21 protein-coding genes and 3 pseudogenes are annotated in these 23,309 nt (G+C 51.9%); 9 read left to right on the top strand and 15 right to left on the bottom strand.

Annotated elements, in window-relative coordinates; genetic code table 11:
* Positions 1 to 195: DDE-type integrase/transposase/recombinase (locus ACHHZ7_RS19280; RefSeq protein ID WP_000321898.1), on the top strand; the 195-nt coding region annotated here is incomplete at its 5' end.
* Positions 196 to 234: 39 nt separating this feature from the next.
* On the opposite strand, the pseudogene ACHHZ7_RS19275 reads toward ACHHZ7_RS19280, so the two are convergent.
* Positions 235 to 483 (bottom strand): annotated as a pseudogene (locus ACHHZ7_RS19275) (DUF4158 domain-containing protein); the annotation flags it as partial.
* Positions 484 to 646: 163 nt separating this feature from the next.
* Here ACHHZ7_RS19275 and ACHHZ7_RS19270 point away from each other — a divergent pair.
* Positions 647 to 1,204 carry a recombinase family protein gene (locus tag ACHHZ7_RS19270; protein WP_001235713.1) on the top strand — a complete coding sequence of 186 codons (558 nt, stop codon included), beginning with the start codon at positions 647 to 649 and terminating at the stop codon, positions 1,202 to 1,204.
* A gap of 182 nt (positions 1,205 to 1,386) precedes the next feature.
* Entirely contained in the window at positions 1,387 to 2,247 is an 861-nt protein-coding gene (locus ACHHZ7_RS19265; protein ID WP_000027057.1) for a broad-spectrum class A beta-lactamase TEM-1, read from the top strand.
* Between the two features lie 149 nt (positions 2,248 to 2,396).
* On the opposite strand, the pseudogene ACHHZ7_RS19260 reads toward ACHHZ7_RS19265, so the two are convergent.
* Positions 2,397 to 2,531: pseudogene (locus ACHHZ7_RS19260) on the bottom strand (TetR family transcriptional regulator); the annotation flags it as partial.
* Between the two features lie 117 nt (positions 2,532 to 2,648).
* On the opposite strand from ACHHZ7_RS19260, the gene ACHHZ7_RS19255 reads away from it, so the two are divergent.
* The gene (locus tag ACHHZ7_RS19255) at positions 2,649 to 4,133 is read left to right on the top strand and encodes an MFS transporter (protein WP_395149143.1); all 1,485 of its coding nucleotides are present in this window, start codon (positions 2,649 to 2,651) and stop codon (positions 4,131 to 4,133) included.
* Positions 4,134 to 4,136: 3 nt separating this feature from the next.
* Here ACHHZ7_RS19255 and ACHHZ7_RS19250 read toward each other — a convergent pair whose 3' ends face one another.
* From ACHHZ7_RS19250 to yddG, 3 genes are all read right to left on the bottom strand, one after another.
* Positions 4,137 to 4,517, bottom strand: coding sequence for a GFA family protein (locus ACHHZ7_RS19250; RefSeq protein ID WP_100247241.1), 381 nt, complete (start codon positions 4,515 to 4,517; stop codon positions 4,137 to 4,139).
* A 143-nt stretch (positions 4,518 to 4,660) separates the two neighbouring features.
* Positions 4,661 to 5,743 (bottom strand): porin OmpD, encoded by a 1,083-nt coding sequence (gene ompD, locus ACHHZ7_RS19245; protein ID WP_008784801.1) that lies wholly within the window; start codon positions 5,741 to 5,743, stop codon positions 4,661 to 4,663.
* A gap of 460 nt (positions 5,744 to 6,203) precedes the next feature.
* Positions 6,204 to 7,085, bottom strand: coding sequence for an aromatic amino acid efflux DMT transporter YddG (yddG, locus tag ACHHZ7_RS19240; protein WP_060682193.1), 882 nt, complete (start codon positions 7,083 to 7,085; stop codon positions 6,204 to 6,206).
* Between the two features lie 288 nt (positions 7,086 to 7,373).
* On the opposite strand from yddG, the gene fdnG reads away from it, so the two are divergent.
* From fdnG to ACHHZ7_RS19220, 4 genes and pseudogenes are all read left to right on the top strand, one after another.
* Positions 7,374 to 10,421: a formate dehydrogenase-N subunit alpha gene (gene fdnG, locus ACHHZ7_RS19235; RefSeq protein ID WP_095533095.1), complete on the top strand. Its 3,048-nt coding sequence runs from the start codon at positions 7,374 to 7,376 to the stop codon at positions 10,419 to 10,421.
* Positions 10,422 to 10,434: 13 nt separating this feature from the next.
* The gene (gene fdnH, locus ACHHZ7_RS19230) at positions 10,435 to 11,319 is read left to right on the top strand and encodes a formate dehydrogenase N subunit beta (RefSeq protein WP_003833024.1); all 885 of its coding nucleotides are present in this window, start codon (positions 10,435 to 10,437) and stop codon (positions 11,317 to 11,319) included.
* Positions 11,312 to 11,968 carry a formate dehydrogenase-N subunit gamma gene (gene fdnI / locus ACHHZ7_RS19225; RefSeq protein ID WP_003020054.1) on the top strand — a complete coding sequence of 219 codons (657 nt, stop codon included), beginning with the start codon at positions 11,312 to 11,314 and terminating at the stop codon, positions 11,966 to 11,968. The genes fdnH and fdnI overlap by 8 nt, the downstream gene beginning before the upstream one ends.
* A gap of 129 nt (positions 11,969 to 12,097) precedes the next feature.
* A pseudogene (locus tag ACHHZ7_RS19220) lies at positions 12,098 to 12,698 on the top strand (inorganic diphosphatase); the annotation flags it as partial.
* 41 nt (positions 12,699 to 12,739) lie between these two features.
* Here ACHHZ7_RS19220 and ACHHZ7_RS19215 read toward each other — a convergent pair.
* From ACHHZ7_RS19215 to sra, 5 genes are all read right to left on the bottom strand, one after another.
* The gene (locus ACHHZ7_RS19215) at positions 12,740 to 13,024 is read right to left on the bottom strand and encodes a HigA family addiction module antitoxin (RefSeq protein WP_003833018.1); all 285 of its coding nucleotides are present in this window, start codon (positions 13,022 to 13,024) and stop codon (positions 12,740 to 12,742) included.
* A complete protein-coding gene (locus ACHHZ7_RS19210; RefSeq protein WP_060683726.1) occupies positions 13,024 to 13,302 on the bottom strand; it encodes a type II toxin-antitoxin system RelE/ParE family toxin in 279 nt (92 codons plus the stop codon). Before ACHHZ7_RS19210 ends, ACHHZ7_RS19215 begins: the two co-directional genes overlap by 1 nt.
* Positions 13,303 to 13,522: 220 nt before the next feature.
* Complete coding sequence (locus ACHHZ7_RS19205) at positions 13,523 to 15,238, bottom strand: ABC-F family ATP-binding cassette domain-containing protein (protein ID WP_060682195.1); 1,716 nt, start codon at positions 15,236 to 15,238, stop codon at positions 13,523 to 13,525.
* Between the two features lie 309 nt (positions 15,239 to 15,547).
* Positions 15,548 to 17,245, bottom strand: coding sequence for a malate dehydrogenase (gene maeA, locus ACHHZ7_RS19200; protein WP_043016305.1), 1,698 nt, complete (start codon positions 17,243 to 17,245; stop codon positions 15,548 to 15,550).
* Between the two features lie 179 nt (positions 17,246 to 17,424).
* Positions 17,425 to 17,565 carry a stationary-phase-induced ribosome-associated protein gene (gene sra / locus ACHHZ7_RS19195; protein ID WP_003833009.1) on the bottom strand — a complete coding sequence of 47 codons (141 nt, stop codon included), beginning with the start codon at positions 17,563 to 17,565 and terminating at the stop codon, positions 17,425 to 17,427.
* A gap of 227 nt (positions 17,566 to 17,792) precedes the next feature.
* On the opposite strand from sra, the gene osmC reads away from it, so the two are divergent.
* Entirely contained in the window at positions 17,793 to 18,224 is a 432-nt protein-coding gene (gene osmC, locus ACHHZ7_RS19190; RefSeq protein WP_003833007.1) for a peroxiredoxin OsmC, read from the top strand.
* A gap of 84 nt (positions 18,225 to 18,308) precedes the next feature.
* Here the strand turns inward: osmC and ACHHZ7_RS19185 are convergent, their stop codons facing one another.
* Genes ACHHZ7_RS19185 through ACHHZ7_RS19165 form a run of 5 tightly spaced genes read right to left on the bottom strand, consistent with a single transcriptional unit; the run spans position 18,309 to position 23,308 of the window.
* Positions 18,309 to 19,079 carry a 3-hydroxybutyrate dehydrogenase gene (locus ACHHZ7_RS19185; RefSeq protein ID WP_048235358.1) on the bottom strand — a complete coding sequence of 257 codons (771 nt, stop codon included), beginning with the start codon at positions 19,077 to 19,079 and terminating at the stop codon, positions 18,309 to 18,311.
* A gap of 11 nt (positions 19,080 to 19,090) precedes the next feature.
* Positions 19,091 to 20,485 carry a GntP family permease gene (locus ACHHZ7_RS19180; protein WP_196776256.1) on the bottom strand — a complete coding sequence of 465 codons (1,395 nt, stop codon included), beginning with the start codon at positions 20,483 to 20,485 and terminating at the stop codon, positions 19,091 to 19,093.
* A gap of 37 nt (positions 20,486 to 20,522) precedes the next feature.
* Positions 20,523 to 21,446 carry a 3-hydroxyacyl-CoA dehydrogenase family protein gene (locus ACHHZ7_RS19175; RefSeq protein WP_048214185.1) on the bottom strand — a complete coding sequence of 308 codons (924 nt, stop codon included), beginning with the start codon at positions 21,444 to 21,446 and terminating at the stop codon, positions 20,523 to 20,525.
* Positions 21,436 to 22,641, bottom strand: a complete 1,206-nt coding sequence (locus tag ACHHZ7_RS19170) for an acetyl-CoA C-acetyltransferase (protein ID WP_060682196.1) — start codon at positions 22,639 to 22,641, stop codon at positions 21,436 to 21,438. Before ACHHZ7_RS19170 ends, ACHHZ7_RS19175 begins: the two co-directional genes overlap by 11 nt.
* A gap of 10 nt (positions 22,642 to 22,651) precedes the next feature.
* On the bottom strand, positions 22,652 to 23,308 hold the full coding sequence (locus ACHHZ7_RS19165; RefSeq protein WP_032943469.1) for a CoA transferase subunit B: 657 nt from the start codon (positions 23,306 to 23,308) through the stop codon (positions 22,652 to 22,654).
* Position 23,309 lies beyond the last annotated feature (1 nt).

Genomic DNA, 23,309 nt, shown 5'->3' with positions numbered 1-23,309 from the left:
GTGATTGAATGCGATCATGGCAAACTGAAACGGATAATCGGCGCCACGCTGGGATTTAAATCCATGAAGACGGCTTACGCCACCATCAAAGGTATTGAGGTGATGCGTGCACTACGCAAAGGCCAGGCCTCAGCATTTTATTATGGTGATCCCCTGGGCGAAATGCGCCTGGTAAGCAGAGTTTTTGAAATGTAAGGCCTTTGAATAAGACAAAAGGCTGCCTCATCGCTAACTTTGCAACAGTGCCAAATGCCGGACGCCGGAAGGAATATGATTCATATCGGTGAGGAAGGTGCCCAGAAAACGGACACATCCAATTTGCAGGGCAATGCCCAGACGGTTGTGATCACCTCTGCTTTTTCCGATAAATTCCTTGTCTGCTTCATCAAGGTGAAAATATCGTGCCAGCTGAAGCTCATCCGGTTCACCGGTGAATCTGCCATAGCTTTCAGTCTGCTCAGTGGTCAGAAAGTCAACGGGCATATCGGCCTCCCTGCCTGACGGGCATTTAGTAACATTTTTCCAACCGTACGAAATGTTATAAATTATCGGACATCGTAAAACTGTTACATTAATATGTCTATTAAATCGTAAATTTGTAATAATAGACATGAGTTGTCCGATATTCGATTTAAGGTACATTTTTATGCGACTTTTTGGTTACGCTCGGGTCTCAACCAGTCAGCAGTCTCTTGATCTTCAGGTCAGAGCACTCAAAGACGCAGGTGTGAAAGCAAACCGTATATTTACCGATAAGGCATCCGGCAGTTCAACAGACCGGGAAGGGCTGGATTTGCTGAGGATGAAGGTGGAGGAAGGTGATGTCATTCTGGTTAAGAAGCTCGACCGTCTTGGCCGCGACACTGCCGATATGATCCAACTGATAAAGGAATTTGACGCTCAGGGCGTGGCAGTCCGGTTCATTGATGACGGGATCAGTACCGACGGTGATATGGGGCAAATGGTGGTCACCATCCTGTCGGCTGTGGCACAGGCTGAACGCCGGAGGATCCTAGAACGCACGAATGAGGGCCGACAGGAAGCAAAGCTGAAAGGAATCAAATTTGGCCGCAGGCGTACCGTGGACAGGAACGTCGTGCTGACGCTTCATCAGAAGGGCACTGGTGCAACGGAAATTGCTCATCAGCTCAGTATTGCCCGCTCCACGGTTTATAAAATTCTTGAAGACGAAAGGGCCTCGTGATACGCCTATTTTTATAGGTTAATGTCATGATAATAATGGTTTCTTAGACGTCAGGTGGCACTTTTCGGGGAAATGTGCGCGGAACCCCTATTTGTTTATTTTTCTAAATACATTCAAATATGTATCCGCTCATGAGACAATAACCCTGGTAAATGCTTCAATAATATTGAAAAAGGAAGAGTATGAGTATTCAACATTTTCGTGTCGCCCTTATTCCCTTTTTTGCGGCATTTTGCCTTCCTGTTTTTGCTCACCCAGAAACGCTGGTGAAAGTAAAAGATGCTGAAGATCAGTTGGGTGCACGAGTGGGTTACATCGAACTGGATCTCAACAGCGGTAAGATCCTTGAGAGTTTTCGCCCCGAAGAACGTTTTCCAATGATGAGCACTTTTAAAGTTCTGCTATGTGGTGCGGTATTATCCCGTGTTGACGCCGGGCAAGAGCAACTCGGTCGCCGCATACACTATTCTCAGAATGACTTGGTTGAGTACTCACCAGTCACAGAAAAGCATCTTACGGATGGCATGACAGTAAGAGAATTATGCAGTGCTGCCATAACCATGAGTGATAACACTGCTGCCAACTTACTTCTGACAACGATCGGAGGACCGAAGGAGCTAACCGCTTTTTTGCACAACATGGGGGATCATGTAACTCGCCTTGATCGTTGGGAACCGGAGCTGAATGAAGCCATACCAAACGACGAGCGTGACACCACGATGCCTGCAGCAATGGCAACAACGTTGCGCAAACTATTAACTGGCGAACTACTTACTCTAGCTTCCCGGCAACAATTAATAGACTGGATGGAGGCGGATAAAGTTGCAGGACCACTTCTGCGCTCGGCCCTTCCGGCTGGCTGGTTTATTGCTGATAAATCTGGAGCCGGTGAGCGTGGGTCTCGCGGTATCATTGCAGCACTGGGGCCAGATGGTAAGCCCTCCCGTATCGTAGTTATCTACACGACGGGGAGTCAGGCAACTATGGATGAACGAAATAGACAGATCGCTGAGATAGGTGCCTCACTGATTAAGCATTGGTAACTGTCAGACCAAGTTTACTCATATATACTTTAGATTGATTTAAAACTTCATTTTTAATTTAAAAGGATCTAGGTGAAGATCCTTTTTGATAATCTCATGACCAAAATCCCTTAACGTGAGTTTTCGTTCCACTGAGCGTCAGACCCCTGTACCTGGCCCGTCGCGACGTGAGCTTCTGCAGCAATGCGTCGAACAGTCATGGCGGAAAATCCTTCTTCAAGTGCGACACGCATTGCTGCTTGCAGAATCACTTCCCGACGTTCATCCCGATTTAGATAGCTCATCATTCCTCCTGTACCCGTATAGATCGCAGTCTAACAAAAAGTTGGACATATGTTCAATTTTCCGTAGGATCGCTAAAGCTGGACATGTGTCCAGTTTTGGTTTCGTTAGGGAGTTTTATGTTTCGTCAGTGGTTAACGTTAGTCATTATTGTGCTGGTCTACATCCCTGTTGCGATTGATGCAACGGTGCTGCACGTTGCCGCGCCCACGCTGAGTATGACGCTGGGTGCCAGTGGTAACGAGCTGCTGTGGATCATTGATATTTATTCCCTGGTAATGGCCGGAATGGTATTGCCAATGGGTGCGTTGGGGGATCGCATCGGCTTTAAACGTCTGCTGCTGTTAGGCGGTGGATTATTTGGTCTCGCATCGCTGGCGGCCGCTTTTGCTCATAGCGCAAGCTGGCTGATTGCCACCCGGGCGGTATTGGCGATTGGCGCGGCGATGATTGTTCCGGCAACGCTGGCGGGTATTCGCGCCACGTTCTCTGAGCAACGGCATCGAAATATGGCTCTCGGCGTCTGGGCGGCGGTCGGTTCCGGCGGTGCGGCGTTTGGCCCACTGGTTGGCGGGATGCTGCTGGAGCACTTCTACTGGGGGTCCGTATTCTTAATTAATGTGCCGATTGTCCTGGTGGTAATGGCTTTAACCGCACGCTTAGTGCCGCGCCAGGCTGGACGTCGCGATCAATCGTTAAATTTTGGTCATGCGATCATGCTGATTGTTGCCATTCTGCTGTTGGTTTACAGCGCTAAAACCGCGCTGAAAGGGCATACGGCGACCGTTGCCATCGCCCTTACGCTGTTAACCGGCGCTTTGCTGTTGTGGCAGTTTGTCCGCATCCAGCTTGCGGCAGCCCGCCCGATGATTGATATGCGGTTGTTCACGCATCGCATCATTTTAAGCGGCGTAGTGATGGCCATGACCGCGATGATAACGCTGGTGGGTTTTGAGTTGCTGATGGCGCAGGAGCTACAGTTTGTCCACGGCTTAACACCGTATCAGGCAGGGTTGTTCATGCTGCCTGTGATGCTGGCCAGTGGTTTCAGCGGACCGATTGCCGGTATGTTGGTTTCACGTCTGGGATTACGTTGTGTGGCAACGGCGGGCATGGCGCTGAGCGCTGTTAGCTTTTACGGCCTGGCGATGACGGATTTCAGTAGCCAACAGGTACAAGCCTGGATTTTGATGGCTTTGCTCGGCTTCAGCGCCGCCAGTGCGCTTCTGGCTTCAACGGCGGCTATCATGGCAGCAGCGCCGGCGGAAAAAGCCGCCGCCGCGGGTGCCATCGAGACAATGGCTTATGAACTGGGGGCAGGACTTGGGATCGCTATCTTTGGTTTACTGTTGAGCCGCAGCTTTTCTGCATCGATTCTGCCGCCAGCCGGACTGAATCCGCAGGAAGTAGAACGAGCCACATCGTCAATGGGGGAGGCGGTACAACTGGCGCACTCGCTCCCGTCGTCACTGAGTGAGGCATTGCTGACGGCTGCCAGAGAAGCGTTCACCTGGTCACATAGCGTGGCCTTAAGCAGCGCCGGCAGCATGCTTATCATATTAGCGAGAGGAATGTGGTTCAGTCTGGCAAAGGTACAACGTTAATAACTAGTGAGCTAAATGACAGGGGTAATCCATCTCTTCGACTTCTTTCCCACTCAGTCGAGCGTATTGCCCCGTCAATCTCCAGAACGCAGGCTGTGTTTCCGTATAGATTTCTGCCGCTAATATCAGGCGGCGGCGATCTACCTCATTAAGTTCCAGAAGTGTCCACGGAATAAAGTAGCGATCGCTGTCCGTCAACGTAAACCACAGTGGGCATCCGCAGCCGGAACAGAAGAACCGTTCACCACGATTTGAAGAAGGAAAGTGCGAAGGTTCTGCCGATTCTGGCGACATCAGCGGGTGAGTGCTGGCTTCCAGATACATGGCGATGCCGCCTGACCATTTCTGACACAGCGTACAGTGGCAGGCATAGACATCCAGCATTTCGACGTCAACGGTAAAATGACTCTGTCCGCAAAGACAACGACCAGTGAATGTCTGCACGGCATACTCCTTATGACCGAGTCTACATTAAGAGAAAAAGCCAGCCCTTGAAGGACTGGCTTTGTATTCAGACTACAACAAAATTAGAACTGGTAGTTCAGACCAACAGCCACGATGTTGTCAGTGCTGATCTGCGCAACATTTTTAGTGAAGTTAGTGTCATCCAGCAGGTTGATTTTGTAATCAACGAAGGTGGACATGTTTTTGTTGAAGTAGTAGGTAGCACCCAAGTCTACGTATTCAACCAGATCCTGGTCGCCGTATGCACCCAGATCTTTACCTTTGGATTTCAGGTAAGCGATGGACGGACGCAGGCCGAAGTCGAACTGGTACTGTGCAACAGCTTCAAAGTTCTGAGTTTTGTTAGCAATACCGTCGATTTTACCGAATGTGGTCATATTGCGGGTTTCGGAGTAGGTGGTCGCCAGGTAGATGTTGTTCGCATCATACTTCAAACCAGCAGCCCACACTTCCGCATTCTGACCTGAAGCGTAAAGACCGTTGGTGCCGTTGCGCACTTGACGATCGGTACGGTCAGATTTCGCATAGGTAGCACCAACGCCGAAACCTTCGTATTCATAGGTAGTAGACAGACCGAAACCATCACCGTTCGCTTCAACTTCATCGGTACGATCGTTTTTGCCCTGGTACTGAGCGGCAAAGTTCAGACCTTCAACCAGACCGAAGAAATCGGTGTTGCGGTAGGTAGCAACGCCGGTAGCACGCTGGGTCATGAATACGTCGGTCTGGGTCCAGGTATCACCACCGAACTCAGGCAGGACGTCGGTCCATGCGCCGATGTCGTAAGCTACGCCGTAGTTACGACCGTAGTCGAAAGAACCGTATTCAGCGAATTTCAGGCCAGCGAATGCCAGACGGGTTTTGTCTGCTTCGGAACCCTGGCTTTCGGAACGGTTGCCTTTGAATTCGTATTCCCACTGACCAAAACCAACCAGCTGGTCATTGATCTGAGTTTCGCCTTTGAAGCCCAGACGCGCGTAGGTTTTGTCGCCATCGCTGCTGGTGTCGTCAGAGAAGTAATGCTGAGCGTGAACTTTACCGTAGATATCCAGTTTGTTTGCGTCTTTGTTATATACCTCAGCTGCGTTTACCGCACCTGCCGCCAACAGGCTAGTCACTGCCACTGCAACTAATTTAAGTTTCATTCTAAATAATCCTTATAATTTTTTCTTGGTGTGTTTCCTAAACCATTGCTAAACGAAGGGGTTCGTCAATGGCAAACTATTTTTAAATGACGCAGTGGTATAAGTTCAATAATAAGTTTCATAATATTGCGAAATATTTGAAGTTGTGTGATCCAGATCTACATAATATAGCTGATTGTATTAATCTTTATATGTGACAAATCTGAATGGGTATATTTACGTAGGGGACTATTGTGCCGTCTATGGTTTAAATGGCGTTAGTCACGCAGGTATAATATATACATACTGAGGAATATAGATAAGAATGCAATATTTTCGGGAGTTGATTAACCACCAATTATTTAACATTAAATTAAACAAAAATAAACATAAACCACAAATGGAATGAACATTTATTATTCATTAATTTGATTACAGTGTAGCCGGGTTTTAGATTTGCGCGATAAAACCCGGATTTTTTTCAGGCGCGGCGTGTTGCCAACCAGCAAAGTAGCGAACCCGCACAAACCATCAATGCACCCTGCCAGAAAGATAGCGACAACGGGGCGCTGAGTAACACAGCAGCCAGGGCGGAGGAGAGCACTGGGGTAAAATAGGAACCTATGGCCATGATGGTCACGTTGCCATGCAAAATGCCAATATTCCACGCCGCATAGGCAAATCCTAACGTTAATGCCGCTGAGAACATTTTAATAGTCACCGAAGTGCTGAAATTCATTTCTGGTTGCGGAGTCATAAAATAGTAAACCCACAAACTTGCAGCCGTTAGTAACACGAATACGGTAATACCGTTAAAGCCTTTTGCGTATTTATTGGTCACCGTGCAATACGTTGCCCAGATAAATGCGCCAAGAAAGGCGAGGAAATAGCTCAGCGGGCTGCTGGCAACGTTGTTTATAATTTCACCAGGATTAAGGCCATTTTCGCCACCCAATACCCAACAAACCCCGGTCAATGCGATAATTAATCCTGGGATTACCAGCCAGGTTGTTTTTTGACCATTAAATAAAATAGCAAACAATATCGTCAGACTCGGCCAGAGATAATTAACCATACCGACTTCAATAGCCTGGTGACGAGTAGCCGCATAACCGAGAGCCAGCGCTAAACATATTTCATAAGTAACAAAAAGCACGCTACCCGCGATTAAATAACGCACAGGAATTTTTCTGATATTCGGAAAGCCGACGGTAAAAATCAGCAACAGGCCACTTAACGAAAAAATCATTGCTGCGCCACCTGCAGGACCCAGTCCTTCACTTACCCCACGCATTAGCCCGACCATCGTGCTCCAGAGCACGATGGCAATGAGCCCAATTAACGTCGCTTTATGTTTTGTCATTCTGATTATCTGTCCATGGTGCTGGTAAAAATTTAAGCTGAAATTTATAGCACTTTTACACCGTAGCGCGCTAACTAATTACCTTTTATCTACCCCCTTATAGGTACAAAAGTTAAACAAAGTGCACTATTTAGTAGCGGAACCGTTTCGTTATTGATTTGACGCAAAAAAAATATGGATATAGCTGATAGTTTCGTCGCGAAGTTGTACATGTCATCTTTCAATTATGCCGCGCTGGCGCGATCTGAGAGATGTCCTGTACGAATCCCTGCAAAAAAGAGGAAAGCAATGGACGTCAGCCGCAGACAATTTTTTAAAATCTGCGCGGGCGGTATGGCGGGAACAACAGTAGCTGCTCTGGGTTTTGCACCCAAAATGGCACTGGCTCAGGCGCGAAACTATAAACTGTTACGCGCCAAAGAGATCCGAAACACCTGCACATACTGTTCCGTAGGTTGCGGGCTATTAATGTATAGCCTGGGAGATGGAGCAAAAAACGCCAAAGAGTCGATTTACCATATTGAAGGGGATCCGGATCATCCGGTGAGCCGTGGGGCATTATGCCCTAAGGGCGCAGGATTACTGGATTACGTGCACAGTGAAAACCGTCTGCGTTACCCGGAATACCGTGCACCAGGTTCCGACAAATGGCAGCGTATCAGCTGGGATGAAGCATTCACCCGTATCGCGAAGCTGATGAAAACTGACCGTGACGCCAACTTTATTGAGAAGAATGAGCAGGGCGTAACGGTAAACCGCTGGCTTTCAACCGGGATGCTGTGTGCATCTGCGGCAAGTAATGAAACCGGCATGCTGACGCAAAAATTTGTGCGCTCACTCGGCATGCTGGCAGTAGACAACCAGGCGCGCGTCTGACACGGACCAACGGTAGCAAGTCTTGCTCCAACATTTGGTCGCGGTGCGATGACCAACCACTGGGTTGATATTAAAAACGCTAACGTCGTGATGGTGATGGGCGGTAACGCCGCTGAAGCACATCCAGTGGGATTCCGCTGGGCGATGGAAGCCAAAAACAACAATGATGCCACGCTGATTGTTGTTGACCCTCGTTTTACACGTACAGCTTCGGTGGCGGATATCTATGCGCCAATTCGTTCCGGCACGGACATTACGTTCCTGTCCGGCGTCTTGCTGTACCTGATTGAAAACAACAAAATTAACGCTGAATACGTTAAGCATTACACCAACGCCAGCCTGCTGGTGCGGGATGACTATGCTTTTGAAGACGGTCTGTTCAGCGGGTATGACGCGAAAAAACGCCAATACGATAAATCGTCCTGGAACTACCAGTTCGATGAAAACGGCTACGCGAAACGCGATGAAACGTTAAGCCATCCTCGCTGTGTCTGGAACCTGCTAAAACAGCACGTTTCCCGCTACACGCCGGATGTGGTGGAAAACATTTGCGGTACGCCGAAAGAAGACTTCCTGAAAGTCTGCGAAGTGCTGGCTTCCACCAGCGCAGCCGATCGCACCACCACGTTCCTGTACGCGCTGGGTTGGACTCAACATACCGTCGGGGCACAGAACATCCGCACCATGGCGATGATCCAGTTGCTGCTCGGCAACATGGGGATGGCAGGTGGCGGTGTCAACGCCTTGCGCGGCCACTCCAACATTCAAGGGTTAACCGACTTAGGTCTGCTCTCTACCAGCCTGCCGGGCTACCTGACGCTGCCGTCAGAGAAACAGACAGACCTGCAAACCTATCTGGCCGCAAACACGCCAAAAGCGACATTGGCAGATCAGGTTAACTACTGGGGCAACTATCCGAAGTTCTTCGTCAGCCTGATGAAATCTTTCTACGGCAATGCAGCGCAGAAAGAAAATGACTGGGGCTTTGAGTGGCTGCCGAAGTGGGATCAGTCCTACGACGTCATTAAATACTTCAACATGATGGATAGCGGGAAAGTCACCGGCTACATCTGTCAGGGCTTTAACCCTGTTGCGTCCTTCCCGGACAAAAACAAAGTGGTGCAGAGCCTCAGCAAACTGAAGTATCTGGTGGTTATCGATCCGCTGGTGACCGAAACCTCAACGTTCTGGCAGAACCACGGTGAATCAAACGACGTTGATCCGGCGTCGATTCAGACCGAAGTCTTCCGTTTGCCTTCTACCTGCTTTGCGGAAGAGGACGGCTCCATCGCCAACTCCGGCCGCTGGCTGCAGTGGCACTGGAAAGGTCAGGACGCACCGGGTGAAGCCCGCAACGACGGCGAGATCCTTGCCGGTATTTACCACCGCCTGCGCGACATGTATCGCACTGAAGGCGGTAAAGCTGTAGAACCCGTTCTGAAAATGAGCTGGAACTATAAGCAGCCGGACGAACCGCACTCCGAAGAAGTGGCGAAAGAGAACAACGGCTATGCGCTGGAAGATCTCTATGATGCCAACGGCGTGCTGGTTGCGAAAAAAGGTCAGTTGCTCAACAGCTTTGCGCTGCTGCGCGATGATGGTTCTACGTCATCATCCTGCTGGATTTATACCGGCAGCTGGACCGAGCAGGGCAACCAGATGGCCAATCGCGATAACGCCGACCCGTCAGGCCTCGGTAATACGTTGGGCTGGGCCTGGGCATGGCCGCTGAACCGTCGCGTGCTGTATAACCGCGCTTCGGCGGATCCGCAGGGTAAACCGTGGGATCCAAAACGCATGCTTATCCAGTGGAACGGTACGAAGTGGACGGGGAACGATATCCCTGACTTCAATACCGCAGCACCGGGCAGTGGCACCAATCCGTTTATCATGCAGCCGGAAGGGCTGGGGCGTCTGTTTGCTATCGATAAGATGGCGGAAGGTCCGTTCCCGGAACACTACGAGCCGATGGAAACGCCGCTTGGCACTAACCCGCTGCACCCGAATGTGATCTCCAACCCGGCAGCGCGTCTGTACGAGGCGGATAAACTCCGTATGGGCACGAAACAGGACTTCCCGTACGTCGGGACGACCTATCGTCTGACCGAACATTTCCATACCTGGACCAAGCACGCATTGTTGAATGCGATTGCCCAGCCGGAGCAGTTTGTGGAAATCAGCGAAACGCTGGCGGCAGCGAAGGGGATCAACAACGGCGATCACGTGAAAGTCAGCAGCAAACGTGGATTTATTCGCGCAGTTGCCGTGGTCACTCGTCGTCTGCGTACCCTGAACGTCAACGGTCAGCAGGTAGAAACGGTTGGGATCCCAATCCACTGGGGCTTTGAAGGAGTCGCGCGTAAAGGCTTTATCGCCAACACCCTGACGCCGAATGTCGGTGATGCAAACTCGCAAACGCCGGAATACAAAGCGTTTTTAGTTAACATCGAGAAGGCGTAAGGGAGGCGAACATATGTCTATGGAAACGCAGGACATCATCAAACGGTCCGCAACAAACTCCATCACGCCGCCACCTCAGGCTCGTGATTACAAAGCAGAGGTCGCGAAGCTGATCGACGTTTCCACCTGCATAGGCTGTAAGGCCTGTCAGGTGGCATGTTCAGAGTGGAACGATATCCGCGATGAAGTAGGCCACTGCGTCGGGGTTTATGACAACCCCGCCGATCTCAGCGCCAAGTCCTGGACGGTGATGCGATTTACCGAAACCGAACAGAACGGCAAGCTGGAGTGGTTGATTCGTAAAGACGGCTGTATGCACTGTGAAGATCCGGGCTGCCTGAAGGCGTGCCCGTCTGCCGGGGCCATCATCCAGTACGCCAACGGGATTGTCGATTTCCAGTCAGAGCACTGCATTGGCTGCGGCTACTGTATTGCCGGGTGTCCATTTAATATTCCGCGCCTCAATAAAGAGGATAACCGCGTGTATAAATGTACGCTGTGTGTGGACCGTGTCAGCGTCGGGCAGGAACCTGCCTGCGTGAAAACGTGTCCTACCGGGGCAATACATTTCGGCACCAAGCAGGAAATGCTGGAAATGGGTGAACAGCGTGTGGCCAAACTGAAGGCACGCGGTTTTGAACATGCCGGTCTTTACAACCCGGAAGGTGTGGGCGGCACGCACGTCATGTACGTTCTGCATCATGCCAACCAGCCTGAACTGTATCACGGCCTGCCAAAAGACCCGCAGATAGATACCTCTATCAATCTGTGGAAAGGGGCGCTGAAGCCGCTGGCCGCTGCCGGATTTATCGCCACCTTCGCCGGACTGATTTACCACTACATTGGTATTGGTCCGAATAAGGAAGTGGACGACGACGAGGAGGATCATCATGAGTAAATCGAAAATGATTGTGCGCACGAAATTTATCGACCGCGCCTGTCACTGGACGGTGGTGATCTGCTTCTTCCTGGTGGCTCTGTCGGGGATTTCATTTTTCTTCCCGACTCTGCAATGGCTGACGCAAACCTTCGGTACGCCGCAAATGGGCCGCATTTTGCACCCGTTCTTCGGCATACTGATCTTCGTGGCGCTGATGTTCATGTTTGTACGCTTTGTGCACCACAATATCCCGGATAAGAAAGATATTCCGTGGCTGAAAAACATTGTGGAAGTACTGAAAGGCAATGAACACAAAGTGGCGGATGTGGGCAAATACAACGCCGGGCAGAAAATGATGTTCTGGTCGATTATGAGCATGATTTTCGTGTTGCTGATTACCGGTATCATTATCTGGCGTCCGTACTTCGCGCAGTTCTTCCCGATGCAGGTCGTGCGCTATAGCCTGCTGATCCATGCGGCGGCGGGGATTATCCTGATGCACGCCATCCTCATCCATATGTATATGGCATTCTGGGTGAAAGGATCGATTAAAGGCATGGTTGAAGGGAAAGTGAGCCGTCGCTGGGCGAAGAAACATCACCCACGTTGGTATCGCGAAGTTGAAAGACAAGAAGCGAAAAAAGAGAGCGAGGAGGGGGTTAACTAATCCCTGATGTTCCCTCTACGCAATGGCGCTACATCGGTAGCGCCATTTTTTTGCCAAAAAAACGTCATGTTTATGTCATCTGCTGAACGTAAGGTGTTGTCTTTCCGATAATAGAAGAGTTAAAAGACAATGCATCTGGTGAAAAAATTACTCGCAGTCAGCGTGTTTCTTTGTGCTTCAGCTCAGGCGCAAAACATCCTCGAATTTCCTCAGCCGGAGAACAACCCGGAAGAGTTTTATGCCGTAACCGAAATTCCGGCAGGTGGAATGATTAAATATGAAACCGACGCCAAAACCGGTTTTATCGTTGCCGATCGCTTCCAGTCAATGCCGGTTGCCTATCCCGCCAACTACGGTTCACTCACCCAGTCTTTAGCCGGTGACGGTGACCCGCTGGACGTCATTTTTTATACCCGTGCGCCGCTTGCTCCGGGAACGTTGATTAAGCTGCGCGCTATTGGCGTCCTGAAGATGATCGACGGCGGTGAAAAGGACGACAAAATTGTCGCCGTTCCGGCCAGTAAAATTGACCCCACTTATGACGACATCAAAGAGTTGAGCGATCTGCCCAAGATTGAAGTTCAACGTCTGGAATCTTTCTTCCGCGTGTACAAAGATCTGCCGGAAGGGCGCAAGAAGGTCGAATTAAACGGTTTCAATGACGCCGCTACGGCAAAGCAAGAGATCAAACAGGCCTGGGATGCCTGGAAAGAGAGAAAACCGCAGCAATAAATGGTATGCCGGATGACAAAAGTATATCCGGCATTTATATCACTGTACCGCCAGCTTACGCAGACGTGAAATATCCACGCTTTTTTGGGCCTCTGCCAGACTCCAGGTATTTTGCAGGTTTAACCACATTTCGGGTGAACTGCCAATCACTACGGAGAGTTTAATCGCCATCTCAGGCGTCAGAGCCGCTTTCCCGGTTAATAGTCGACTTGCCGTTGACGGTGCAATCTCCATAGCTCTGGCAAACTCGCGCAGGCTGACATTGAGTTCTTCCAGCGCTTCCTGAATGATATCCCCAGGACGGGGATGATTTGCCATCTTCATCAATGATAGTCCTCGTAATCCAGTATGTACGCGTCGCCATTGACGAATTCAAACGTAATACGCCAGTTACCTGAAACAGAAATTGCCCATATGCCGTCGCGTTCACCCACCAGAGGATGTAGCTTATAACCGGGCATATTGATATCTGTAACCTTGCTTGCCGCATCAATAACGGCAAGTCTGTGTCGTAATCGTCGGACATGTTTCGCAATAACGCCTGATGTTCGTCCATGAAGAAACAAATCGCGCAATCCCTTGTGCCTGAAGTTCATGATCATCCGTATCATCCTTGTTCCTTCAAGAGGAACACTACCATCAATGTTCCGTTAAACGCAACACCAAGATTGCGATATTTAAAATTGTGCGGCGAATGTGCAAAAAGAAAAAGGGAGAAGGGGAATAACTGGAAAGCGTCACGCAAGAATTGCCGGATGCCTGGCCTACACGCGCATTTTGCTGATGTAGGCCGGATAAGCTTGCGCCATCCGGCAATAAAGATTACTCCAGTTGTGCGTTCAGACGTTCAATCTCTTTACGCCATTGCGCCTGTAACAACGGTTTTTGATGTTTCGGCTTGCGGGCGAGATCGTCGGCCAGACGCTGCTCAAGATCGAGAAGTTGTTCCAGCAATCTATCGCTGTCACCGCTTATTTCAGTTTTCGCTTCAGCCACCGTTTTGGGAACGGTTATCTCCGCGGACGTTTCCCGAATACGCGCATTGACCGCATCCAGATCGTGCCATTCACTGAGTTCGCCATTGTCGATTAACCAGAACCGGTTGCAGCTTTGGCTGATAAGCTGCCGGTCGTGACTGACCAGCAACACGCCGCCGTTATAGCTTTGTAGCGTTTCTGCCAGCGCCTCTTTGCCTTCCATATCCAGATGGTTGGTCGGTTCATCGAGCATCAGCAGACTGTAGCGCGCAAGCGTCAACCCAACAAACAGTAACCGGGAGCGCTCACCGCCGCTTAACGTGCTGACTCGCTGCGCATGGCGAACCCACGGAAATCCCGCGCTAATCAACGCCATCTTGCGAATCTCTGGCTGCGGGGCAAACGCTTCCAGCGCGTCAAACAATGAATCGTTATCGGCAAGCTGATGCAGCGTCTGGTCGTAATAACCCAGGGTAACGCGCGGGTGTAACACCAGTGAAGGTGATGCCAGCTGTGACTGAAACTGTTGCCAGATAAGCCTTAACAGCGATGATTTCCCGCAACCGTTACGCCCGACAATCGCCACGCGATCGCCGCTTTTTAACCGGATACCGGCAATGGAAAACAGTGTATCTGCACCGGGAGCAGGGGCTACAGACAGATTGGTCATCTCCAGCAAACGATCTGCACGCAGGGCATCACCCTGCAATGTTAGTGTCCACTGACTTCCTGACGTTACTTCTGTTTGCACCTCTTTCAGGCGCTGTACCTGTTTTTCCATCTGCTTTGCCTTGCGGGAGAGATCTTCGTTGTCGTAGACCCGCCCCCAGGTTGCCAGCCGTTTGGCGCTGGCAGTCACCCGGTCTATCTCTTTTTGCTCAGCCTTGTGGCGCAGAGCATCGCTGACATCTCTTTCTGCCAGAGCCTGACGCGCCGCGCTACAGGGTAGATCAAACGCATGGAGAGTGCGATCGCGCAAGATCCAGGTTCCATGAGTCACCGCGTCCAGCAGTTGCGGGTCGTGGGAGACCACCACAAAACTGCCAGACCAGTTCTGTAAGAACTGCTCAAGCCACAGTAATGTAGGCAAATCCAGGTGGTTACCCGGTTCATCCAGCAGCAGCAAGTCAGGATTACGCATCAGTGCCCGCGCTAATAGCAAGCGCGTGTGCTGGCCACCGCTCAATGTTTGCGCAGTCAGAGATAAATTCTCTGGTGTAAAACCCATTTCGGCAAGCAGTGCTTCAACCCGCCACTGCTGAGCTGCGCGTTCATGCTCGGGAAGTTGAGCGAGAACGGCTTCCTGCAGCGTAAGCGGCAGTATATCGTCAGGTAGATGTTGTTCTACACGCGCGAGATGGCAGTGATTCGCCTGCGCGATTGCCCCACTGGTGGGCGAGATCGTGCCATCGAGCAGTTTTAACAGTGTGCTTTTACCGCAGCCGTTGTAACCGATAAGCCCGATGCGGTCGCCTTTTTTCAGGGTAAAGGAAAGATCGTCGAATAGCGTGCCGAATGCCGTATCAACGTGTAAGGATTGTGCGGTTAGTAATGTGCTCATTGTTGCTTACTCAAGAGTTACAGGCGTGAAAACGCCTCGTCAAACATCGCTGACGATAACCCGGTAAGCCCGAGAGAAGGGGATTTAGAAGTTAGCTTCGCTCAAGCAGAAGTTATCGCAGCACGATACCGATAACGCTTGAGCACTGGCGATCGCCAAAAGCATGTGAAACGATAAAACGTTCACAGTACAGCATAAGTATCCTCCTTTTGTTTTTCAGAATGTTAATCGGTGGTGAAAGTGTAATCGTAAGTTACGCAAAAGCGCAAGTGTTGAACGCCCGGCAGCAGTGTGCCGCCGGGCAAACCGTCAAATAGAAGTACGACGGTAGTCGCGATATTCTGCCTGCCAGAAATTATCGTCAATCGCCTGTTGCAGCGCTTCGGCGGAGGTTTTCACTGCCACACCTTGCTGCTGAGCCATTTTACCGACGGCAAAGGCAATGGCGCGAGAAACGGTCTGAATATCTTTCAGTTCCGGTAGCACCAGACCTTCACCGTTGAGCACCAGCGGTGAATACTGCGCCAGCGTTTCACTCGCCGACATCAGCATTTCATCAGTGATGCGCGACGCGCCAGAAGCAATAACCCCCAGACCAATACCCGGGAAGATATAGGCGTTGTTACACTGGGCGATCGGATAAATTTTCTCTTTCCACAGTACCGGTGCGAACGGGCTACCGGTCGCAACCAGCGCGTTCCCTTCGGTCCAGGCAATAATATCCTGTGGTGTAGCTTCAACACGGGAAGTGGGGTTAGACAACGGCATGACGATCGGACGCGGACAATGCTTGTGCATTTCGCGGATGATCTCTTCGGTAAACAGGCCGGTTTGTCCGGAAACGCCGATTAGGATATCCGGCTTAACGTTGCGGACCACATCGAGCAACGACAGCACATCTTCTTGGGTATCCCAATGCTGGAGATTTTCGCGTTTTTGCACCAGTTTGGTCTGGAAGGAGAGCAGGTTCGGCATTTTGTCTGTTAACAGGCCGAAGCGATCGACCATGAATACGCGTTGACGCGCCGCTTCTTCACTTAAACCTTCACGCTGGATCTGCGCAATGATCTGCTCGGCGATCCCGCAACCGGCGGAACCTGCGCCGAGGAAGACGATGTTCTGTTCACTCAACTGGCTACCGGCCGCGCGGCTAGCCGCAATCAGCGTACCGACAGTAACCGCCGCGGTGCCCTGAATATCGTCGTTAAACGAGCAAATTTCATCACGATAACGGGTCAGCAGTGGCATAGCGTTTTTCTGGGCGAAATCTTCAAACTGCAACAGCACATCCGGCCAGCGATGCTTCACGGCCTGGATGAATTCATCAACGAATTCGTAGTATTCATCATCAGTGATACGCGGATTGCGCCAGCCCATATACAGCGGATCGTTCAGCAGTTGCTGATTGTTGGTCCCCACGTCCAGTACCACCGGAAGAGTATAGGCCGGGCTAATTCCGCCACATGCGGTATACAGCGACAGTTTACCGATTGGAATACCCATCCCGCCGATCCCCTGATCGCCAAGACCTAAAATACGTTCGCCATCGGTGACAACGATGACCTTGATATTGTGGTTAGGGACGTTTTGCAGGATATCGTCCATATTGTGGCGGTTCTGATATGAGATAAACACGCCGCGTGCGCGACGATAAATCTCAGAGAAACGCTCACAGGCCGCGCCGACCGTTGGGGTATAGATAACTGGCATCATCTCATCCAGGTGATTATGCACCAGTCGGTAAAACAGGGTTTCGTTGGTGTCCTGGATGTTGCGCAGGTAAATATGTTTGTCGATTTCGGTTTTGAATCCCTGATATTGGATCCAGGCGCGTTCAGCCTGTTCCTCAATCGTCTCGACCACTTCCGGCAGTAACCCCAGCAGGTTGAAGTTACGGCGTTCTTCCACACTGAAGGCGCTCCCTTTATTCAGTAAAGGGAATTCCAGCAGTACCGGGCCAGCGTAGGGGATGTAAAGGGAACGCAATTTTTTGGTTTCGTTTTCCATGTCACTCACTCTTTTTTGAATAACCGTCCCTGGCGCTCTTTATGATCGTATGTAGCCTGTCCGCCAGGGAAACGGGCGAAGTATAAAGCATTGTGAATGGGTTAAGGGGTTTTATAAGCAAAAACACCACTGCGGTTGCAATGGTGTTTATCTCGTTACTCAGTCAGACGTGCGAAAGGCTACTTGCCGTCAGTGCGGCGCTTTCTTCCAGTAGGATTATTGACCACGTTGGTTTTGTCACCTTCGGTCACGATTTTACGTTGATTTGAGATTTTGTGGTCCAGTCCGAGAATATGACGGGCCTGACGGTTCGATTTCATTCTAACTCCTTAATCCTGTTACTGGTTTCAAGGGCGAGCCCGTATGAGAACGGACGAAATACAACCTGATATAAAGCCGATGTTCAACATAACGGCTTTCTGGATGGTCGGTCATTTTATCTGAAAGGTCAATGCTTAAGCGGCAAATGAGAACTATCCCGTATGTAACATGCTTTTTCTCAGCCGTCCTATACTAGTAACTCCGACGACAACACAGGAGAGCGGTAATGACTATCCATAAGAAAGGTCAGGCACACTGGGAAGGCGACATTAAGCGCGGCAAAGGCACTGTGTCGACCGAAAGTGGCGTGTTGAATCAGCAACCGTATGGGTTTAATACACGATTTGAAGGTGAGAAAGGCACCAATCCTGAAGAGTTGATTGGCGCGGCCCATGCAGCCTGCTTCTCGATGGCACTTTCGCTGATGCTGGGTGAAGCGGGGTTTACCCCAGATGCCATTGATACCACTGCCGATGTTTCTCTGGATAAAGTAGATGCCGGGTTTGCGATCACTAAAGTCGCGTTGCATAGCCAGGTGAGCGTGCCGGGGATAGACGCCGCCACGTTTGACGGCATCATCCAGAAAGCAAAAGCCGGATGCCCGGTATCGCAGGTACTGAACGCGGAAATTACGCTGGATTATCAGCTGAAGTCTTAATCGTGGCGTGCCGGATGCGACTGCGTCTTATCCGGCCTACGACTGTGCCGGATGTAAGTCAGTCTTATCCGGCACCTGATGATGTTATTGCGCTACCCAACCGCCATCCATATTCCACGCCACGCCGCGCACCTGCGCCGCACCGTCTGAACACAGAAATAGTGCCAGCTCACCTAACTGTTCCGGCGTGACGAATTCGCGCGACGGCTGCTTTTCCGCCAGCAGGGCGTCACGCGCAGCCTCAGGCTCTGCGCCTTCGGCAATACGCTTATCGATCTGCTGCTGAACCAACGGCGTGAGCACCCAACCGGGACATAGCGCATTGCAGGTGACACCCGTCTGCGCGGTTTCCAGTGCGATGGTCTTGGTGAATCCCACCACGCCGTGCTTCGCCGCTACGTAGGCAGATTTCTCTTTTGAGGCCACCAGGCCGTGAACAGAAGCGATATTAATGATGCGCCCCCAGTTTCGCGCGCGCATACCAGGAAGTGCCAGACGCGTGGTGTGAAAAACGGAAGAGAGATTAATAGCGATAATCGCGTTCCATTTATCAACCGGGAAGGTTTCCACCGGGGATACATGCTGGATCCCCGCATTGTTGACCAGAATATCAACGCCACCGAATTCGCTCTCGGCATAGCGCATCATGTCGGCAATTTGCGCTTCGTCGCTCAGATCTGCGCCATGATAGCCTGGAGTTTTGCCATATTGGGCAACAGCGTCTTTGGCGGCATCCACATCACCAAACCCGTTGAGGATCAGGGTGGCGCCCGCTTGCGCCAGCACCTGTGCGATACCTAATCCGATACCGCTGGTCGAGCCGGTAACCAGGGCGGTTTTTCCCGTTAAGTTCATGATGATTCTCCTTAAACAATTCCGGTGGTGTAGAAGACGCCGATGACAAACAGTACGGCCAGACTTTTAATGACGGTAATAGCAAAAATTCCGCCATACGCCTGACGGTGGCTGAGACCGGTGATAGCTAATAAGGTAATGACTGCGCCGTTATGCGGCAGGGTGTCCATACCGCCGCTGGCCATAGACGCCACGCGGTGAAAGACTTCAAGTGGGATATTGGCAGCGTGAGCGGCCGCGATAAAGGTGTCAGACATGGCGGCAAGGGCAATACTCATCCCGCCAGACGCCGAACCGGTGATCCCGGCGAGCGTAGTGATACTGATAGCTTCATTGAGCAGCGGGTCAGGAATAGCCGCCAGTGCTTTTGACAGTACAAGGAAACCTGGCAGGGCGGCGATCACTGCGCCAAAACCGTACTCTGACGCGGTGTTCATCGCCGCGAGGATCGCGCCGCCAACCGCCGTTCTGCTGCCTTCCGCCAGGCGACCTTTAATGTTGCGATAGCCGAAGAGCACCACCAGCAGGATCCCAGAAATCAGCGCCGCTTCCACTGCCCAGATAGCGGTGATTTTACCGACTTCGGTGGTAATCGGCTTGGCGAGACCCGGAAGCTCCAGTTGATGCGTGGCGCCATACCATTGCGGGATCCAGCGGGTAAACAGCAGGTTAAATACCCCAACCAGGATCAGCGGAGAGATCGCGATGATCGGGTTCGGCAGATTAATGTTATCCGGCGTTTCCGGCTCGTTTAACAGTTCAGTCCCATAGCCTTCATTCTTTGCCTGCGCTTTACGACGCTGACGTTCGAGATAAACCAGACCAACAACGATGATAAACACGGAACCTATCAGACCCAGCCACGGCGCGGCCCAGGCGTTGGTACCGAAGAAACTGGTCGGAATAATGTTCTGGATCTGCGGTGTGCCTGGCAGGGCATCCATGGTGAAGGAGAACGCGCCCAGCGCAACGGTTGCCGGGATCAGGCGTTTAGGAATATTGCTCTGACGGAACAGTTCAGCCGCGAACGGATACACCGCAAAGGCCACGACGAACAGCGATACGCCGCCGTAGGTCAACAGCGCACATACCAGCACAATAACCGGAATGGCATGGCGACGGCCGAGAATGTTGATAGCGGCGGCAACAATGGAACGTGAAAACCCAGATAACTCGATTAACTTGCCAAACACTGCCCCCAGCAAGAACACCGGGAAGTAAAGCTTCACAAAACCGACCATTTTTTCCATAAACAGGCCGGTGAAAGCAGGGCCGACGGCGCTGGGTTCGGTAAGCAATACAGCACCTAATGCTGCGATGGGGGCAAACAGAATGACGCTGTATCCGCGATAGGCTGCCAGCATCAGCAGGCCCAGCGCTGCCAGGGCGATTAATACACTCATCATGACTCCTTATTATTATATTGGGGTACAGAAAGAGACGTTATGGCTTCAGGGCAAATCGCAGCTGATGCTCCCTGCGTTGCTGGATGTATTCCTTGCGCGAATCATCCCAGCGATAAAATCCCTGGCCGCTGCGCAACCCGGTATCACCGTTGGCAACCTTGTCAGCGACCAGCGACATCATGTCGCTGCCGGTTGCCAGTTCCGGAAGCAGATGCCGACAAATGTCCTGCACCGTAGAAAGTCCGGTCATATCAGCAGCCTCCAGCGGACCGACCATTGCATAGCGACGTCCGAGCGAGGCGCGCATCACCTGATCAACCACTTCTGCGCTGGCGATGCCGCTTTTAACGATATGTAGCGCTTCACGCAGCAGAGCAAACTGCAGTCGATTGCCAACAAACCCTGGGGCGGCGCGGTCGAGCACCACGGCCTCAAGTTGCATCGCGATCAGTTGTTGTTGCAATTCATGGAGATATTCCGGCTTCGTTGCGGTGCCAGGTACAATTTCGACCAGCGGAATAAAATGTGGCGGGTGCCAGAAATGGGCGATCAGCAACCGTTCGGGATGGGCGAGTTTTTCTGCCAGCGCATCCGGCGGCAGGCCGCTGGTATTACTGGCAATAACGGCCTCCGGCGCGATCAGCTCTTCCAGTTGCGCATACAGTGCGTGTTTGAGTTCGAGCCGCTCCGGGATCGCTTCAATCAGTAACCGGCATGCGGCAATATCCTGTAGCGAGGTTGTGCCGTGCAGGCGAGCCACGACCGTCGCTTTTTCACCAATTGCAAATTGATCAGTGACAATCAGCTCATCCAGGATACCGCCAGCAACTCCGCTTATTTCTGCAATTCGGCTGCTATCGGTATCGTATAACCAGACATCGTAACCAAAACGGGCGAAGTGGGTAGCAATGCCGACACCCATTAACCCCGCGCCCAGAATGCAGATAGGCTTACTTTGCATGAGCTACCCCCTGCGGACGTTCTACCGCCAGCGCCACACCTTGACCGCCACCTACGCACAGCGTAGCCAGCCCTTTAGCTGCATTGCTGCGAGCCATTTCGTGCAGCAGTGTTACCAAAATTCGGCAACCTGATGCGCCAATCGGGTGCCCCAGCGCAATCGCACCGCCGTTCACGTTTACCCGGTTGCTGTCCCAGTTCAGGGATTCGCCAACCGCCAGCGCTTGCGCAGCAAAGGCTTCGTTGGCTTCGATAAGATCCACGTCATTTAGCGTCCAGCCAGCACGCTTCAGGCACTGGAGTGACGCTTCTACCGGCCCAATGCCCATAATGGCGGGATCGACGCCAGAAACCGCGTAGCCCGCCACCTGGGCAAGCACTGGCAGATTGAGTTCCGCCGCTTTGGCGGCGCTCATCAACATCACCGCGGCGGCACCATCATTGATGGATGATGCATTTCCGGCGGTCACCGTGCCGTTACCCGGACGAAACGCCGGTTTAAGTTGCGCCAGCTTGTCGGCCTGAGTATCCGGGCGAGGTTGTTCGTCACGGTCCACCACACGTGGCGGCTTTTTGCCCTGTGGGACGCTGACCGGCGTGATTTCCGCGTTAAAACGACCCGCTTCAATGGCGGCGGCAGCTTTTTGCTGGGAGTGCAGGGCAAAAGCGTCCTGCTGCTCACGACTGATTACGAACTTATCCGCCAGATTTTCGGCAGTAATACCCATGTGATAGTCGTTGAACGCATCCCACAGGCCGTCATGCACCACGCTGTCTTTCATACTGGCATGACCCAACCGCAGACCGGCCCGCGCGCCGTCGAGATAATAGGGCGCATTGCTCATGCTCTCCTGGCCCCCGGCAATCACGATTTGCGCATCGCCACAGCGAATCGCCTGTACCGCCTGATGCACCGCCTTCAGACCCGAACCACACACCAAGTTGATGGTTAACGCGGGCGTGGTGACCGGCAGTCCTGCCCGTAACGCCGTTTGTCTGGCCGGATTCTGACCGCAGCCCGCAGTCAGAACCTGACCTAAAATCACCTCATCAATTTGCTCAGGCACCACAGCCGTTTTTTCCAGCAGCGAACGGATCACCACTGAACCAAGCTCAACCGCGGAAAGTGGTGCCAGCGCGCCATGAAAACTGCCAATCGGGGTGCGCGTTGCCGCGACAATGACAACATCCTGCATGGTCAGCTCCTCAGCTAAAGTGCATTTCGGGGACAGTTTCGGGAACGATCAGCTTGCCTGCTGTTCTGGCGACAATCTCATCCACGCTAATGCCCGGTGCGCGTTCACGCAGAATGAACGCACCGTCGGCAATTTCCAGCAGAGCCAGGTCGGTAAGCACACGTTTGATGCAGGCCACGCCGGTCAGCGGCAGGGTGCAGGCGGGAAGCAGTTTGGACTCACCGCTTTTGGAAGCATGGGTCATTACCACAATGATATTGTCGGCTCCGGCAACCAGATCCATCGCGCCGCCCATGCCTTTCACCATTTTTCCGGGGATCATCCATGAGGCGATATTGCCGTTAACATCGACTTCAAACGCACCGAGCACCGTCAGATCAACGTGGCCGCCGCGGATCATGGCGAAGGATTGCGCCGAGTCGAAAATCGCCGCGCCTTTGCGCGCCGTCACAGTCTGTTTCCCGGCGTTGATCATGTCGGCATCAATTTCGTCTTCTGTGGGAAACGGGCCCATACCCAGCAAACCGTTTTCTGATTGCAGCATCACATCCATGCCATCAGGGATGTAATTTGCCACCAGCGTGGGAATGCCGATCCCAAGGTTGACGTAATAACCGTCGCGCAGCTCGCGGGCGACGCGCATCGCCATTTGTTCACGCGTTAACATG

Source organism: Citrobacter freundii complex sp. 2024EL-00216, from assembly GCF_043945515.1.
GTDB classification, from domain to species: Bacteria; Pseudomonadota; Gammaproteobacteria; order Enterobacterales; family Enterobacteriaceae; genus Citrobacter; species Citrobacter portucalensis.
This window is presented reverse-complemented; position numbering and strand designations above follow the sequence as displayed.